General features: G+C 50.5%; 17 protein-coding genes and 1 tRNA gene. 8 read left to right on the forward strand and 10 right to left on the reverse strand.

The window, feature by feature from the left end; translation table 11 throughout:
• Positions 1 to 39 precede the first annotated feature (39 nt).
• Positions 40 to 2,505 carry a FimV/HubP family polar landmark protein gene (locus tag DBY90_RS00565; RefSeq protein WP_107986379.1) on the reverse strand — a complete coding sequence of 822 codons (2,466 nt, stop codon included), beginning with the start codon at positions 2,503 to 2,505 and terminating at the stop codon, positions 40 to 42.
• 344 nt (positions 2,506 to 2,849) lie between these two features.
• On the opposite strand from DBY90_RS00565, the gene DBY90_RS00570 reads away from it, so the two are divergent.
• From DBY90_RS00570 to dtd, 5 genes are all read left to right on the forward strand, one after another.
• Positions 2,850 to 3,380: a septation protein A gene (locus DBY90_RS00570; protein WP_045072790.1), complete on the forward strand. Its 531-nt coding sequence runs from the start codon at positions 2,850 to 2,852 to the stop codon at positions 3,378 to 3,380.
• 3 nt (positions 3,381 to 3,383) lie between these two features.
• The gene (locus tag DBY90_RS00575; RefSeq protein WP_003742786.1) at positions 3,384 to 3,674 is read left to right on the forward strand and encodes a YciI family protein; all 291 of its coding nucleotides are present in this window, start codon (positions 3,384 to 3,386) and stop codon (positions 3,672 to 3,674) included.
• Positions 3,674 to 3,943 carry a BolA family protein gene (locus DBY90_RS00580; protein ID WP_107825999.1) on the forward strand — a complete coding sequence of 90 codons (270 nt, stop codon included), beginning with the start codon at positions 3,674 to 3,676 and terminating at the stop codon, positions 3,941 to 3,943. Before DBY90_RS00575 ends, DBY90_RS00580 begins: the two co-directional genes overlap by 1 nt.
• 34 nt (positions 3,944 to 3,977) lie before the next feature.
• Positions 3,978 to 4,850 carry a peptidylprolyl isomerase gene (locus tag DBY90_RS00585; protein WP_107826000.1) on the forward strand — a complete coding sequence of 291 codons (873 nt, stop codon included), beginning with the start codon at positions 3,978 to 3,980 and terminating at the stop codon, positions 4,848 to 4,850.
• Between the two features lie 196 nt (positions 4,851 to 5,046).
• Positions 5,047 to 5,508, forward strand: a complete 462-nt coding sequence (dtd, locus tag DBY90_RS00590) for a D-aminoacyl-tRNA deacylase (RefSeq protein ID WP_060974702.1) — start codon at positions 5,047 to 5,049, stop codon at positions 5,506 to 5,508.
• 245 nt (positions 5,509 to 5,753) lie between these two features.
• Here dtd and aat read toward each other — a convergent pair whose 3' ends face one another.
• Together aat and fur are read right to left on the reverse strand one after the other, a co-directional pair.
• Positions 5,754 to 6,479: a leucyl/phenylalanyl-tRNA--protein transferase gene (gene aat / locus DBY90_RS00595; RefSeq protein ID WP_107826001.1), complete on the reverse strand. Its 726-nt coding sequence runs from the start codon at positions 6,477 to 6,479 to the stop codon at positions 5,754 to 5,756.
• A 123-nt stretch (positions 6,480 to 6,602) separates the two neighbouring features.
• Complete coding sequence (gene fur / locus DBY90_RS00600) at positions 6,603 to 7,037, reverse strand: ferric iron uptake transcriptional regulator (RefSeq protein WP_003742777.1); 435 nt, start codon at positions 7,035 to 7,037, stop codon at positions 6,603 to 6,605.
• A gap of 210 nt (positions 7,038 to 7,247) precedes the next feature.
• On the opposite strand from fur, the gene DBY90_RS00605 reads away from it, so the two are divergent.
• Complete coding sequence (locus DBY90_RS00605; protein WP_016686935.1) at positions 7,248 to 7,631, forward strand: outer membrane protein assembly factor BamE; 384 nt, start codon at positions 7,248 to 7,250, stop codon at positions 7,629 to 7,631.
• Positions 7,632 to 7,646: 15 nt separating this feature from the next.
• Positions 7,647 to 8,456 carry a 4-hydroxy-tetrahydrodipicolinate reductase gene (gene dapB / locus DBY90_RS00610; protein WP_107826002.1) on the forward strand — a complete coding sequence of 270 codons (810 nt, stop codon included), beginning with the start codon at positions 7,647 to 7,649 and terminating at the stop codon, positions 8,454 to 8,456.
• Between the two features lie 105 nt (positions 8,457 to 8,561).
• Here the strand turns inward: dapB and DBY90_RS00615 are convergent, their stop codons facing one another.
• The 7 genes from DBY90_RS00615 to DBY90_RS00645 form a co-directional block, all read right to left on the reverse strand.
• Positions 8,562 to 9,482 carry a hydrogen peroxide-inducible genes activator gene (locus tag DBY90_RS00615; RefSeq protein ID WP_003742769.1) on the reverse strand — a complete coding sequence of 307 codons (921 nt, stop codon included), beginning with the start codon at positions 9,480 to 9,482 and terminating at the stop codon, positions 8,562 to 8,564.
• Positions 9,483 to 9,485: 3 nt separating this feature from the next.
• Entirely contained in the window at positions 9,486 to 9,761 is a 276-nt protein-coding gene (minE, locus tag DBY90_RS00620; RefSeq protein WP_003742768.1) for a cell division topological specificity factor MinE, read from the reverse strand.
• 3 nt (positions 9,762 to 9,764) lie between these two features.
• Positions 9,765 to 10,580: a septum site-determining protein MinD gene (gene minD, locus DBY90_RS00625; protein WP_070491233.1), complete on the reverse strand. Its 816-nt coding sequence runs from the start codon at positions 10,578 to 10,580 to the stop codon at positions 9,765 to 9,767.
• Between the two features lie 27 nt (positions 10,581 to 10,607).
• Positions 10,608 to 11,312, reverse strand: coding sequence for a septum site-determining protein MinC (gene minC / locus DBY90_RS00630; RefSeq protein WP_049228814.1), 705 nt, complete (start codon positions 11,310 to 11,312; stop codon positions 10,608 to 10,610).
• Between the two features lie 224 nt (positions 11,313 to 11,536).
• The gene (gene lysS, locus DBY90_RS00635) at positions 11,537 to 13,048 is read right to left on the reverse strand and encodes a lysine--tRNA ligase (protein ID WP_070491230.1); all 1,512 of its coding nucleotides are present in this window, start codon (positions 13,046 to 13,048) and stop codon (positions 11,537 to 11,539) included.
• A 178-nt stretch (positions 13,049 to 13,226) separates the two neighbouring features.
• Positions 13,227 to 14,669, reverse strand: a complete 1,443-nt coding sequence (gene aldA, locus DBY90_RS00640) for an aldehyde dehydrogenase (protein WP_049228810.1) — start codon at positions 14,667 to 14,669, stop codon at positions 13,227 to 13,229.
• Between the two features lie 142 nt (positions 14,670 to 14,811).
• Positions 14,812 to 14,887: transfer RNA gene (locus DBY90_RS00645), tRNA-Lys, on the reverse strand.
• A gap of 185 nt (positions 14,888 to 15,072) precedes the next feature.
• On the opposite strand from DBY90_RS00645, the gene DBY90_RS00650 reads away from it, so the two are divergent.
• The gene (locus DBY90_RS00650; RefSeq protein WP_070491229.1) at positions 15,073 to 15,504 is read left to right on the forward strand and encodes an Ag473 family lipoprotein; all 432 of its coding nucleotides are present in this window, start codon (positions 15,073 to 15,075) and stop codon (positions 15,502 to 15,504) included.
• Positions 15,505 to 15,553 lie beyond the last annotated feature (49 nt).

Below are 15,553 nucleotides of genomic sequence, written 5' to 3' on the forward strand. Positions count from 1 at the left end.
ATCTTTATTTTTCTTTCCCCAAAGGGATTGTCAGATTAATCAGCCTAACTCTGCCAACAAGGCTTTGGTTTTATCCAAGATATCGCCGGTAGCCTCTTCCATCAGCTCTTGCAAAGTTTCACGGGCTGCACCGGGGTCTCCAATTTCGACATACATTTTTGCCAATTCGTATTTGGCTTCTAAAGGAGCGGTCATTCCGACGGATTCGGAAATAAAGCCTGAGTCAAATGCCGACTTGCTTACTTCTTCATCAACTGTTAGGTTTTCCCATTCGATGGTCTCTTCTACTCCGTTACCTTGGGAATCAGCCAATCCGAAATCTTCGTCGCTTTCTTGGAAGGTAATGCCTTCATCTTGTTTGATTTCAAAAGGCTCTTCGGCTACGGCTTCATCGGCTGAGGTATCAACGGAAGCAAACTCTAAAGCCTCGTCCCCATTTAATTTTTCAGACGATGTTTGCTCAGATGTTGTGAACTCAGGCAGCGGCTCGATAGGCTGGGATTCGGTTTTTTCCGAGAAGAAGTCCCATCCTTCTTCTGCTTCTTCAAAGTCTTTGACATTTTCTGCGCCAACAGTCTGCTCCTGCTGTTGAACCTCAGAAGCGTCGGAGGCTTCGTAGTCAAACTCCAAATCAGAAACTTCTTCCGCAACGGCGGATTCGGTATAAGAATACTCTTCCTCACCTACTGAGGCATCCGCCTCTTTGGTTTCTTCACTAGCGTCATGGAAAGACGTGTCAAAGTTTGATTGGACCTCATCAAATTGCTGAATATGGGCCGTATTATCAGGCTCTACTACTGATTCCTCTTGATGTCTGCTTTCTATAACTACTGAAACCGGTTGATACGGATTCTCCGGCTCGGGCTCATAGACGCTTTCTGTCGATTCAACAGAGTCCCAATCCAAATCACGGCGTTTTTCCGTTTCCTCATCCACGGTAACTGCGCTGGATACGATGCCGACGTGCTTATCGTCAATATCGTCAATATTAATATTGATCTCATCTTCAGCGGCTTCTTTGGCGGCATTGGGCTGCACAAAGAAAGCTTCGTCGTCAAAATCATCCTCGATAGACAGTCCGTCAGGCTCTTCTTCAGGAACAACTTTCGCTTGAACAAACTGTTCGGGCTTCACCTCGTCGGCTATCACGGTTTCTGCAAAGCTAATGTCGTCATCTTCTTCGTCATATCCTGCAGAAGGAACAGGTACGACAGGCGCGACAGCAGCTGCTTTTCGTTTGCCCAAAGCTTTCAGCAACAGCAACAATGCCAACAGCGCACCGCCGCCGATTAACAGCCAGCGCCATAATCCGCCATCTTCAGACGACTCTTCTACTGCTTCACTTTGAGCAGCGGAATTTTGCTGAGCAGCCAAAGCTTCTTCAACTTGGGCTTCCGGTGTAGATTTTGCTGTTTCACTTGCAGCGGTTTGTTCTGCGATGCGGGGTTGTAATACTTCCTCAGTGCCTACGGATGAAGCAGCTTGTTCTTGTGTTGCACCCTGTGGAGCGGAAGCGGTTACTTGTGCCGGTTGTTGTTCAAGCTTGGCTTCTTTGTTTGATTTAGCCTCTTCGCCAGCCTTATTTTCACCTGCCTTATTTTCCGCAGATGCATTAGTTTTGGCAGCTTCTGATTTTTCAGACGATGCTTTAGATGCTGCTGCGGTCTGCGGCTGCTGTTTATCAGACACAAGAGGCTTCTCGGCAGACTGTTTAGCAGCTGCCTGTTTCATATCGAACTGGGTCGGGATATTTAATACTTTGCCAGCCAACATATGGTCGGCATTTTTATTGATGAACACACTAGGGTTGGCTTTTACCAATGCCTGTATTGCCTGCTCGACCGTCATACCCTGAGGACGGATACGGGTCGCAATTTCAGTCAGGGTTTCACCCTGTTTGACTAAATGTCGTTTGCCATAACGCGGCTCGCCCTGTACAGAAGAGGCTGCATTTTGCATCTGTTTAGGCTGTGTTTGGGCATTTTTTGACTTTTTATTGTCGATTCCTTCTTTACGCGTATTATTCGCAACATCTGCAGACGCATTTCCACTACGCAGCGCACGGTTAATCCGTTCGCGTGCAGCTTGACGGTCTATCTGCTGGGAAGCATATGCGGGAGGCGGCTCCTGACGAACGCGGGGCGTACTGTCGCCCTTGACCGAGTAATCAGCCGGATCGATGATTGCGGTATATTCTCGAGATTGAGAGCCGGTGCTGACTTGGAAAATCAGCACAGGGTCTTTGATGGCTTTAGCCGAACGGATATTGATGACCGCACGATCGCCCGCTCTGTGAACGCTGGTTCTGAGGTTGGCATTCGATACGGAAGCCTTGCCGCCGTTAAATAATGCCTGTGCTTCTTCTCCGGTTACGGTGATGTTGCCGGAAAACGGCTCACCCAAATGCGATTGAACATTTAAACCGCCCAACCCTGCGCTTGCACCCACCGAAACCGCTAAGGCAACGGAAGCTGCGATAAGTTTGATTTTGTAATGTTTTTTCAAAACTTGTCCCCTATGAAATGAATCCTGCGGTACTGCCGAGTACTTAACCGTCTATTACGATATATTACGTTATGATATAGTCTAAGTCCCTAATCTGCCAAGTAACACTGTCATTTATGTTATCAAAAATGTCATAAACCGTTGCTGTTTGCATCGGTGTGTTTCTTTTTTACAAATCTATCGGGAACTTATTTTATCATTCCGTTTGCATTTTTAAAACCTTACAACAAACTGTCGGCATATCAAACAAACCAAAGTTTGAGGTTTACGGTAATGCAAAAAACCGCGGCTGCCTGTATGATTGCCGTTTGTTTGTTTGGTTTCCTTATTTTTGTTTTTTATATATGAAAATTCTGAGTGATTTATTGGCGGTAATTTTGTTTTTTCTGACTTATACGGTTACGAAAGACATGATTGCCGCGACAGCCGTAGCTTTGATAGTCGGTGTTTTGCAGGCGGCCTTTACCTATTGGAAATTTAAAAAGCTGGATACGATGCAGTGGGTCGGATTGGTTTTAATCGTGGTATTCGGCGGGGCGACCATCCTGCTGAAAGATCCGCGATTCATCATGTGGAAACCGTCCGTATTGTTTTGGATAGGCGCACTGGTTTTGCTTTTCAGCCACCTTGCCGGGAAAAACGGACTTAAGGCGACAATGGGCAAGGAACTCGAATTACCCGATACCGTCTGGAATAATCTGACCTATGCTTGGGTAGCGTTTCTCGTATTTATGGGCATAGCCAACTGGTTTGTATTCACTCATTTTGAAAGCCATTGGGTGAATTACAAGATGTTCGGTTCGACCGGACTGATGTTCGCTTTCTTTATCGCTCAAGGTATTTATTTGGGCAAACATTTACCGAAGGAGAATTAAGCAATGGAATATTATATGCTTTTGGCCACTGATGCAGACGACGTGCATGAAGCCCGTATGGCTGCACGTCCTGATCATTTGAAACGTTTGGAGGCTCTGCAAGCCGAAGGGCGCCTTCTGACAGCCGGACCGAATCCCCTGCCCGACAATCCCGAACGCGTCTCCGGCAGCCTTATCGTCGCCAAATTCGCATCGCTTGACGAAGCCCAAGAATGGGCGGAACAAGATCCTTATGTCGCTGCGGGCGTATATGAGGAAGTTTTGATTAAGCCCTACAAAGCTGTTTTTAAATAATGGATATGCGTTCAGCAATAGAAGGTCGTCTGAAAACTCTAAACCCTCAGATATTCGAGTTTCAAGACGACAGCCATTTGCACAAAGGACACGTAGGCAATAAAGGCGGGGGGCATTATGCTGTAACCGTCGTCAGCGAGGCTTTCACCGGGATGAAACGTATCGAACGCCAACGTATGGTTCAAAACCTGCTCCAAGACCTGTTTGCCGGCGGCTTCATCCATGCCTTGAGCATTAAGGCGGCAACGCCCGACGAATATTTCCATTGAATTATCCGTAGTGTTTCAAATTAAAGAGAAGATTATGAGAAAAACCCATTTTACAGCCGCATTGGTTATGGCCGCCCTATCCTGCAGCCTGTTTGCCCAAACTCTGGTTACCGTCAACGGACAAGCCATCGACAGCAGCGTGATTGACGGACAAGTTGCCGCCTTGCGTGCTGAAAACAAACAAATCCAGGATTCTCCACAACTGCGACAAGAGCTGGCCAACCGCCAAGTTATCAGCACGGTTATCGCGCAAGAAGCCAGACGCCGCAAACTGGACCAAAGTGCGGAATTCAAAAAAGCCCTCGAACAAGCCCGTGCAGATGCGAAGAAACAAGGTGCGGACAAAAAACCGTCCTTCAAAACAGAATGGGCGGCATTTGAAGACGACCTGCTCGGACAAGCTCTGGCCATCGACGTATTGCGCAAAAATCCTGTCAACGAACAAGAAATTAAAAAATCCTATGATGAATTTGCCAAATTCTACCAAGGCAGTCAGGAAGTACGCCTAGGGGAAATCGTTACCCGAACTAAAGCCGACGGACAAAAAGCTGCTGCCGATTTGAAGGCGAAGAAGGCTTTTGCCGCAGTATTGAAACAATATTCGATTGATGAAGAAGCCAAAAAAGCAGGCGGTATTCCTCAAGCTTATGTTCCGCTGAAAGACTTGCAAGAAGCCGCACCGCCTCTGTACGCAGCAGTCAAAGACCTGAAAAAAGGTGAAGCGACATCCGAACCGCTGCAAGACGGTAATTCTTACGCCGTGTTTTACGTTGACGACCGCCGCGATGTCAAAGTTCCTGCCTTTAACGAAATCAAAGGCAACATAGCCCGCGACCTGAGTACTGCCCGCATTGACGACACTATGCGTGCGCTCTTGCAAAAAGCCGACATCAAACCTGCCAAATAACCTTTAAGCTTCCTATAACGGATAAGTAAAGGAAATTAAGCCGGATTCTTTTTGCGGCATTGATGCAATCCACCTAAAGGTCGTCTGAAACCATAACGTTTTTCAGACGACCTTTTCTACCTGCATTGCTGTCGAAACACTTTTGTATTTGAATCTGCCGTCAACCAATCTTTTGAAATAGAGATCAAGAACCGCTATGCGAGCCGTCATTCAAAAAGTGAGTTGTTCCCGTGTCGATGTATTGGACGGAAATCATAAGGAAACCTGCGCCGAAATCGATAACGGATTGATGATATTGCTCGGCGTTACCCACGACGATACCGAATTAGATGCGCGCTACATTGCCGACAAAGCCGCCAATCTGCGTATTTTCGAAGACGATGCCGGCAAATTGAACCTGTCCGTCAAAGATGTCGGCGGCTCAATCCTGCTGGTCTCCCAATTCACATTGTATGCCGATGCACGAAATGGCCGCCGCCCGTCTTTCTCGGCAGCCGCCCCTGCCGAACAGGCGCAAACGCTCTATCTGCATACCGCAGAACTATTGCGCGGACATGGTTTGAACGTACAAACCGGCCGCTTCCAAACGCATATGCAGGTCAGCCTGTGCAACGACGGCCCCGTTACCCTGCTGCTGGACTCGCAAAAACTGTTTTGACGAAAATCCTGCTGCAAGATATAGTGGATTAAAATAAAAATGAGACAAGGCGCCAACGTCCGCCGTGTACAAGGTAGTACATAAGGGCGTTGGCAACGCCGTATCATTGCAATTTTAATCCACTATAAAACAAGTATTACCCTTGCCTAATATAATCCAAAGGTCGTCTGAAAAACCAAAAATTGGGTTTTCAGACGACCTTTTTCTATTCGCTTCTGACTCGAAGCCGACTCTATATCCTGCCGCTATTCCAACGTTCCACCCACTACCCGCGCGCCCAACGCTTCCTTCAAAGGCAAAGCGTTCAAGCGTTGCAAGGTCGTCTGAAATTCGGCAAACGGTATCGGTTCCGAACCGAAACGATGCATATGCAGGGTATCTTGCTGACAGTCAATCAACTCGATGCCCAATCCGGCAAGAAACGGAACGGCTCGCGCGAAGGCGATTTTGGAGGCATCCGGCTCAAGGGCGAACATGGATTCTCCGTAAAACACCCGTCCGATTTGTACGCCGTAAAAGCCGCCCGCCAGTTTCAGACGACCTGTTTCATCGGGATAGAAACATTCAAACGAATGCGCATGACCCAAGCGGTGCAGCTCGGTATAAGCGGCTTGGAATTCGGGAACAATCCATGTGCCATCCTGACCGGGGCGCGGAAAGGCGGCGCAATGCGCAATGACGGTTTCGAAACATTGGTTGACCGTTACCCGATAGGGTTTGTTGCGCAAGGTTTTCGCCAACGAACGCCCGATATGCAGATTTTCAGGCACGATGACGGCGCGCGGATCTATGGTATGCCAAAAAAACCAGCCGTCTTCGCTGAACCACGGGAAAATCCCCTGCCGATACGCCGACAGCAGCCGTCCCGTATCCAAATCACGGCTGATACCGACCAAGCCGTCGCATTCTTCCAGCGCGTAAAACGGGTCGGGGAAAGTGTAATCATTAGGGTAAAGCAAGGGGATACTCATCGGAAATCCTAAAATATTTTCTAGTTCTCAGTAGTACGCTGTTCATGTTCCGCAAAAAATTTCAGACGACCCCAAATTCTCATCCGAGGTCGTCTGAACATCAAACATCTTTTAAAACGGGAATCAGCGTTTGCTCTTCGCTTGGCATTCGCCGCACACGCCGTACATATAAAGCGCATGGTCAACGATGCGGTAGCCGTTTTCTTCCGCGATTTTGTCTTGCAAGGCCTCGATTTCAGGATTGTGGAATTCCGTTACCTCGCCGCATTTCACGCAGACGATATGGTCGTGGTGGTCGCCTTTGTCCAATTCGTAAACCGCCTTGCCGGTTTCAAAATGGTGGCGCTGCAAAATGCCTGCCTGTTCGAACTGGGTCAATACGCGGTAAATCGTCGCTACGCCGATTTCCACACCCTCTTCCAGCAAAATACGGTACACATCTTCGGCACTCAAATGCTCTTCAGCATGAGACTCGAACAAATCCAAGATTTTCAAACGCGGACCGGTAACCTTCAAACCGCTGTCTTTCAATTGCGCAATATTGCTGAATTTTTCCATAATATTCAATATCCCTGTAAAGTAATAGACGTTATAATACGCAATTTCAGCCCATTACACCATAGCGGTTTGCAATAAAACCACAAGTCCTGTTTGCATACAAACGATAGTTGGCTGAAATTATAATCAAAGAGATGATTATCGTTTGCTTTTTCGAAATATTCAAGCAATGATACCCTTCCACCCGAATTCGAACAGAAAGGCATATCTGTGAACAAAACCCTCTGTCTTGCCCTCGCCGCCCTCATCGGACTTTCCGCATGCAGCGCCGAACGCGTTTCCCTGTTCCCCTCTTACAAACTCAAAGTCATCCAAGGCAACGAACTTGATCCCCGCGCCGTCGTCTCCCTCCAAGCAGGCATGAGCCGCGACCAAGTCCAACTCCTGCTCGGCACCCCGCTGCTGCGCGACGCATTCCACGCCGACCGCTGGGACTACACCTTCAATACCAGCCGCAACGGCATCATCAAAGACCGCAGCAACCTCACCGTTTATTTTGAAAACGACGTCCTTGTCCGCGCAGAAGGCGATGCCATCCAAAAATCCATCGAAACCCTGCAAGCCGAACAAAGAGCAGCCCAAACCGCACAATAATCACAAGGAAAACGCATGAGCGCATTGAAAATCGCCATCGCCGGCGTCAACGGCCGCATGGGTCGCGTATTGGTTGAAGCCGTCAACAACCATCCCGACACCGTCCTCTCCGGCGCACTCGAACACTCCGGCTCCGAAGTCTTAGGCTTGGACGCAGGTTTCGCTTCCGGTATCAAAACCGGCATCGCCATTTCAGACGACGTTGACGCCGTCCTCGCCCAAAGCGACGTACTCATCGACTTTACCCGCCCAGAGCCGACCCTCAAACACCTGCAAAAATGCGTTGCAAAAGGCGTCAACATCATCATCGGCACCACCGGCTTCGACGACGCAGGCAAAGCCGCCATCCAAGCCGCAGGCGAAAAAACAGGCGTCGTCTTCGCCGCCAACTTCAGCGTCGGCGTCAACCTCACCTTCCACATCCTCGACACCGTCGCCCGCGTCCTCAACGAAGGCTACGACATCGAAATCATCGAAGGCCACCACCGCCACAAAGTCGATGCCCCCAGCGGCACCGCCCTGCGCATGGGCGAAGTCATTGCCGACGCGCTCGGCCGCGACCTCAAACAATGCGCCGTTTACGGCCGCGAAGGCCACACCGGCCCGCGCGATCCATCCACCATCGGCTTTGCCACCGTCCGCGCAGGCGACATCGTCGGCGACCACACCGCCCTCTTCGCCACCGACGGCGAACGCGTCGAAATCACCCACAAAGCCAGCAGCCGCATGACCTTCGCCGCCGGTGCCGTCCGCGCCGCAGTTTGGGTAAACGGCAAAACCGGTTTGTACGATATGCAGGACGTTTTAGGATTGAAAAACAGCTAAAGCCGTTTTCATCCGTATGACACAAAAAGGTCGTCTGAAAAATGTTTTTCAGACGACCTTTTTGATTATTTACAGCAATCAGTTTACACCAATACGCCAACCCTTTTATTCCTTCACAAAACTTACGCCGTGAAGATGGGAATTGAGGATGGCAGTCCGTAAAGCAGTCAGTGCTTTGGGGCGGACGAAGTTCCGACGGTATGCCAAAACGACGCGGCGGTGCGGTACGGAGCCAGAAAACGGTATGATGCTGAACAGTAAATGGTCGTTTTCGGTCAGTGCGGTAGCGGGCATGACGCTGATGGCGAGACCGCTGGCAACCATGTGGCGGATGGTGTTGATGGAACTGCCTTGCAGGGTGTTGGTCAGACCTTGGATTTTCTGCTTGGCGGCAAGCTCGGAACAGCTTGATAAAACTTGGTCGCGCATACAGTTGCCTTCCGTCAGCAACAAAACCTGCTCTTCACCCAGCATTTGCGGGGTAACGGCATCGAGTTCTTCGAAATGGTGCCCTTTGGGGACGATGACGAAGAAAGGCTCGTCATACAAAGGCTCTGTAACAATGCCAGGCTCTTGGAAGGGTTCAGCGACTACGATGGCATCGACGTCGCCGCGTTTGAGCGATTCGGTCAGGATGTGCGTGTAGTTCTCTTCAAGCATCAGGGGCATTTTCGGCGCGGTTTCGCGCAGGGAAATGATGAGCTTGGGCAGAAGGTAAGGGGCGACGGTAAAAATCAGACCGAGTTTGAATGCGCCTTCCAATTCGTTTTGCTCTTCGCTGGCAAGGTGCTTGATCAGCTCGGCTTCTTCCAGCACGCGGCGGGCTTGGGCAACGATGCGTTCGCCCGCTTCAGTGGTGATGATGTCGTTGCTGCTGCGGTCAAACAGGGATACCGACAGCTCTTCTTCCAGCTTTTTGATGGCGATGGAAAGGGTGGGCTGGCTGACAAAGCAGCGGCGCGCGGCACGTCCGAAATGACGCTCCTGCGCGACGGCTACGATGTAACGCAATTCGGTCAAGGTCATGTGTTAAGCCTTTTTCTGTTCCGTTTTTTGTTCAGGCAGGGTGATGTTCAATTCGAGAACATCCATACCGTCCTGCTTTTCTTGGGAAATGCGGATGTCGTCCAAAGAAACGTTGACGTATTTGGACAATACTTCCAGCAATTCTTTGCGTAGGGTCGGCAGATAATCGGGGGCTTTCCCTTCTTGTGCGCGTTCTTGGGCAATGATGATTTGCAGGCGGTCGCGTGCGACGGCGGCGGTTTTCGGCTTTCTGCCGAACAACATATCTATTAATGACATGGCTTAGCCTCCGAACAGTCGTTTGAAGAAGCCTTTTTTCTCAGCTTCCAGGAAACGCATTTCGCGGTTTTCACCCAAGAGGCGTGCGATAACGTCTTTGTAGGCTTCGGCAGCGGAAACGCTGTTTTGATGGATGACGGGTTCGCCGGCATTGGATGCTTGCAGGACGTTTTGCGATTCGGGAATCACGCCCAAAAGCGGGATGCGCAGGATGTCGCAAATGTCTTGCACGGACAGCATTTCGCCTTTGTTGACGCGCTCTGGCGAGTAGCGGGTAATCAGCAGATGTTCTTTAACTGTACCGCCTTGTTCCGCTTTGCGGGATTTGCTTTGCAGGATACCCAAGATGCGGTCGGAGTCACGGACACTGGATACTTCGGGGTTGGTAGTAACGATGGCTTCGTCGGCGAAGTAGAGTGCCATCAGTGCGCCTTGTTCGATACCGGCGGGAGAGTCGCAGATGATGTATTCGAATCCCATTTTGTCACTGCTCAATTCCTGCATGACTTTTTCGACGCCTTCACGAGTCAGCGCGTCTTTGTCGCGGGTTTGTGAAGCGGGCAGAATGAAGAGGTTTTCGCAGTTTTTGTCTTTAATCAGGGCTTGGTTGAGTGTGGCTTCGCCCTGTATGACGTTAATCAGGTCATACACAACGCGTCGTTCGCAACCCATAATCAGGTCGAGGTTGCGCAAGCCGACGTCAAAGTCGATAACGGCGGTTTTGTGGCCGCGCAATGCCAATCCGGCTGCAATGCTGGCGCTAGTCGTGGTTTTACCTACGCCGCCTTTACCTGATGTTACTACGATGATTTTTGTCACGATATTTCCTTTCAAATCTTGGAACGGTTAATCTGTGTCGATTGCGCTGATAACCAGGCGGTTGTCTTGCAATGAAACCTGTACGGCTTTTTTGTGCAGGTGGTCAGGCAGGTCTTGTTCGAAATTGCGGTAAATACCTGCTACGGAGACCAACTCCGCCTGCATGGAGTGGATGAAGATGCGCGCGTTGGTGTTGCCTTTCGCGCCAGCCAGCGCCCTGCCGCGCATGGGCGCATAAATGTGAATGTTTCCATCGGCAATAAGCTCTGCACCTTCACTGACGATACCGGTCACGATAAGGTCGCCGTTTTCCGCGTAAACCTGCTGTCCGGTACGAACGGGGGTGCTGATGAGGACGGTCGGGTTATTGATGACGGTTGCCTGAACAGGCGCAGGCTCTTGGTTGATTTTGGGTTGTTGCGGCTCGGATTTGTCGCTGCGACTGAAAACCAAATGATAACGTGCCGCAAAAGACGACCAACTTTCACTTTCATGGCGCAGCCCTAAAATCTGCATGCCGTAACGGGCAAAAAGGGTCAGCATAGCCCCGATGTCCAATGACTCGGGGTGGTCGAAATCCTGTACGTCTAAAACAAAAGGAACAATATCCAATTCTTGATACTGACCGGCGCGCTGGCGTAGAAACTCTTCTAATTCGGTCAGATCTGCGGTATGCAGGTGAATAGCCAGCACGTCAAGCCGGGCTGACTTTATGTCGAAGGCGGGTTTCATAGTGAGTAAATCATAAAATTTTTTAATTGTGTAAGTTTACCGTGTAAATCTTGGCTATTCAATCCGTTTGGGTCGCCTGAAGTGAAATTTCCCATTCTCTTCTGAATTTCATGAGAAATCGATATGGGTTAATCAAAGTTACAAAGTGGTACAAAAACGACAAAGGTCGTCTGAAAACCAATTTTCCAGTTTTCAGACGACCTTTTCTTTATTATCTGCCTACCTTATTCGGGACGCATTTGTGGGAACAAAATCACGTCGCGGATGGTTTGCGAATCGGTCAGCAGCATTACCAAGCGGTCGATGCCGATGCCGCAACCGCCTGTCGGCGGCAGACCGAATTCCATCGCGCGGATGTAGTCGGCATCGTAGTGCATGGCTTCGTCGTCGCCTGCGTCTTTTTGGGCGACTTGTGATTTGAAGCGTTCGGCTTGGTCTTCAGGGTCGTTCAACTCGGAATAGCCGTTTGCCAGCTCGCGGCCGACAACGAACAATTCGAAACGTTCGGTCAGACCTTGTTTGGTATCGGAAGCGCGTGCTAACGGGGAAACTTCGACAGGGTAATCGACGATGAAGGTCGGGTTCCACAGTTTGCTCTCGGCGCAACCTTCAAACAGGGCAAGTTGCAGGCTGCCGATGCCCGGAGACGGCGGCAGGCTTTCGCCGTGTTTGACGATTTCTTTTTTCAGCCACTCCGCATCGTTCAACTGCTCGTCGGTGTAGTGCGGATTGTATTTTTTGATGGCGTCAAGAATGGTCAGGCGTTCGAACGGGCTTTCTAAATCAACTTCTTTGCCGTTGTAGCTGATTTTCGCCGTGCCGTTTACCGTGCGCGATGCGTTGCGGATGATGTCTTCCACCATCTGCATCATGCGTTCGTAGTCGGAGAAGGCTTCGTAGAATTCAATCATGGTGAATTCGGGGTTGTGGCGAACGGACATGCCTTCGTTGCGGAAGCTGCGGTTGATTTCAAACACGCGCTCTAAACCGCCGACCACCAAGCGTTTCAGATACAGCTCGGGGGCGATGCGCAGGTAGAGCGGGATGTCCAAGGCGTTGTGGTGGGTCACGAACGGTTTCGCTGTCGCGCCGCCGGGAATCGGGTGCATCATCGGGGTTTCGACTTCGAGATAATGCTCGTTCACCATGAAATTACGCACGGATTGGATGATTTGGCTGCGTTTGATAAACGTATTACGCGATTCTTCGTTGGCAATCAAATCAACGTAGCGTTGGCGGTATTTGGTTTCCTGATCGCTCAAGCCTTTGTGTTTGTCGGGCAGCGGGCGCAGGGATTTGGACAGCAGGCGGATGTCAGACACGCGCACGGTCAATTCGCCGTGATTGGTTTTGAACAAAGTGCCTTCCGCGCCGACGATGTCGCCCAAGTCCCAATGGTTGAAATCGTCCAAAACCTCCTGACTCACGCCTTTGTTGTTCAGATAAAGCTGGATTTGACCGGTCACGTCTTGGATGGTGGCGAAGCTCGCCTTGCCCATTTGACGTTTGAGCATCATACGGCCGGCAATTTTGACGGGGACGGCTTGCGGGTCGAGTTCTTCCTTGCTGACTTCGCCGTATTGGGCATGCAAATCAGCAGCAAAGCTGTCGCGCTTGAAGTCGTTGGGATAGGCAATGCGCTGTTGGCGGATGTTGTGCAGTTTTTCGCGGCGCAGGGCGATGATTTGGTTTTCGTCCAACTGCGGCTCGGTTTGCGGATTGTTTTGTTCGCTCATGGTGTTTTCCGGAAAAATAAATCAGGCGCAATCTGTTTCAGACGACCTGATTGAATCACAAAATTTGCGCATATTTTACGCGATGTCGGTGTTTTTTTCTATAAAGGCAAAAATGCCGCCCGAAACCCGAAAATCGGTTGCAGGCGGCATTTCTTTTAACTGAGTCTAATATCGGCAGTTAAATATTGGTTTCCAGATAAACGACTTGGGTTTGCAGATATTCTTCCAAACCGTGTTTGCCGTCTGCGCCGCCGATACCGGATTTTTTCCAGCCCGCGTGGAAGCCCTGCATGGCTTCGAAGTTTTCGCGGTTGATGTAGGTTTCGCCGAATTGCAGGCGGCGGGTAACGTAGAAGGCTTCGTTCAGGTTGGTGGTGTACACGGAGCTGGTCAGACCGAATTCGCAGTCGTTTGCCAAGGCGATGACTTGGTCGAGCGTGTCGAAAGTGGAAACAGGCAGGACGGGGCCGAAGGTTTCTTCCTTCATGATGTCCATGTTGTTGTCGGTGTCGGTCAGCAGGGTCGGCTCGAAGAAGTAGCCGCGTCCTTCGGCGCGTTTGCCGCCGCAGACCAGCGTCGCACCTTGTTTGACGGCGCGTTCCACTTTTTCGGCAACGGCTTTGACGGCGCGCTCTTCAATCAGCGGCCCCATTTCCAGCGCGCCTGCTTCGGCTTCGGCAGGGTTGCCGTAGCGCACACCTTTCATGGCGGCGGTCATTTTTTCAATGAACGCGTCTTTCAGGCTGCTGTGGACATAGACGCGCTCGGCGCAGTTGCAGATTTGACCGGTGTTGCCGACGCGCGAAGCCAAGATGGATTTGACTGCCAAATCCAAATCCGCGTCTTTCAAAACGATGGCAGGCGCTTTGCCGCCGAGTTCCAGCGAGACTTTGGTGATGTTGGCGGAAGCGGCTTCCATCACTTGGCGGCCCGCTTCAACGGAGCCGGTCAGGCTGACCATATCGACTTGCGGATGGGCGGACAAGGCATTGCCGATTTCCGCGCCGGGGCCGTTCACCACGTTGAACACGCCTGCGGGCAGTCCGACCGCATCGACGATTTCGGCGAAGATGTGGCAGTTGATCGGGGTCACGCTGCTGGGTTTGACGACGATGGTGTTGCCCGTTACCAAAGCGGGACCCATTTTGCGGGCAATCAGGAAGAAGGGGAAGTTCCACGGCAGGATGCCTGCCACGACGCCCAGCGGACGTTTGAACAATAAAATGTTTTCGCGCGGGCGGTCGCTTTGGATGATTTCGCCTTCATAACGGCGCGCCCATTCGGCTTGGTAATCGAGATAGTCGGCGGTGAACATGACTTCCACGCGCGCCAAGTCTTTGGTTTTGCCGCCTTCGGCAACGATGGTGTCGGTCAGCTCGTCGGCGCGTTCGCGTATGCCTTGGGCGATTTTGCGCAAATACGCGCCGCGTTCGACCGCAGGCAGCCGCTCCCATGCCGGTTGCGCCGCACGCGCCGCCGCTACGGCACGGTCAACATCCGCCCTGCCGCCTTTGGGTTCGCGAGCGATGGTTTCTTCGGTGGAAGGGTTCAATACGTCGCGCCATTCGCCGTTGAAATCATTTTCAAAGCGTCCGTTGATGTACATTGCCAATTGTTTCATTTCAAGTTCTCCTGTTGTTGTAGTCGTGTGTAATCAGTGTATGCTTAAATTGTCTGGCATACAAGTATATTTGTAGGAGAAGTAGATTATTACGGAGAACATGAAAAAAAAACCTGCTTTTTTCAAAGCAGGTTTTAATATTTGGTGGGTCGTGAGCGATTCGAACGCTCGACCAACGGATTAAAAGTCCGCTGCTCTACCGACTGAGCTAACGACCCGATAAGCTGTGAATTATATTGGCAGACATCCTGTGCGTCAATAATTTTATTGAAATTTTTTTCAATAAAAGTAAACAGCCTGTTATTTGCCGTTAAACTGCCCTATTTTGCTGACCTGTTATGTTATGATTCCCACGCCTGCCTCAAACGAAGTAGGTATTTTCCAGATTAAGAAAGGATAAAACATGAAAAAATTACTGATTGCTGCGATGATGATGGCCGGCTTGGCTGCATGCTCTCAAGAGGCCAAACAACAAACCCAAGAAGCTGCTTCTGCCGTAGCTTCCGATGTCAATGCAGCCGCTTCCGAGGCAAAAGATGCGGCTGATAAAGCAGTCTCCGACGCTAAAGATGCGGCTGCCGATGCCAAAGACGCTGCCGAAAAAGCCGTTTCTGATGTTAAAGATGCTGCTGCCGATGCTAAGGCAAGTGCAGATAAAGCTGTCTCCAACGCTAAGGAAACCGCAGATAAAGCCTTATCGGACGCAACCGAAGCCACAGGAAAAGCAGTTGAAGAAGCTGCCAAAGATGCAAAAAATGCTGCTAAAGATGCTTTGAACAAAGCCGCTGATGCAACTCAAGATGCTGCAGACAAAATGAAAGACGCTGCAAAGTAATTGTTTTAACAACGTATCAACAAGCCGTCGGAATTATTCCGTACGGCTT

Source organism: Neisseria mucosa (genome assembly GCF_003044445.1).
Taxonomy (GTDB): Bacteria; Pseudomonadota; Gammaproteobacteria; order Burkholderiales; family Neisseriaceae; genus Neisseria; species Neisseria mucosa_A.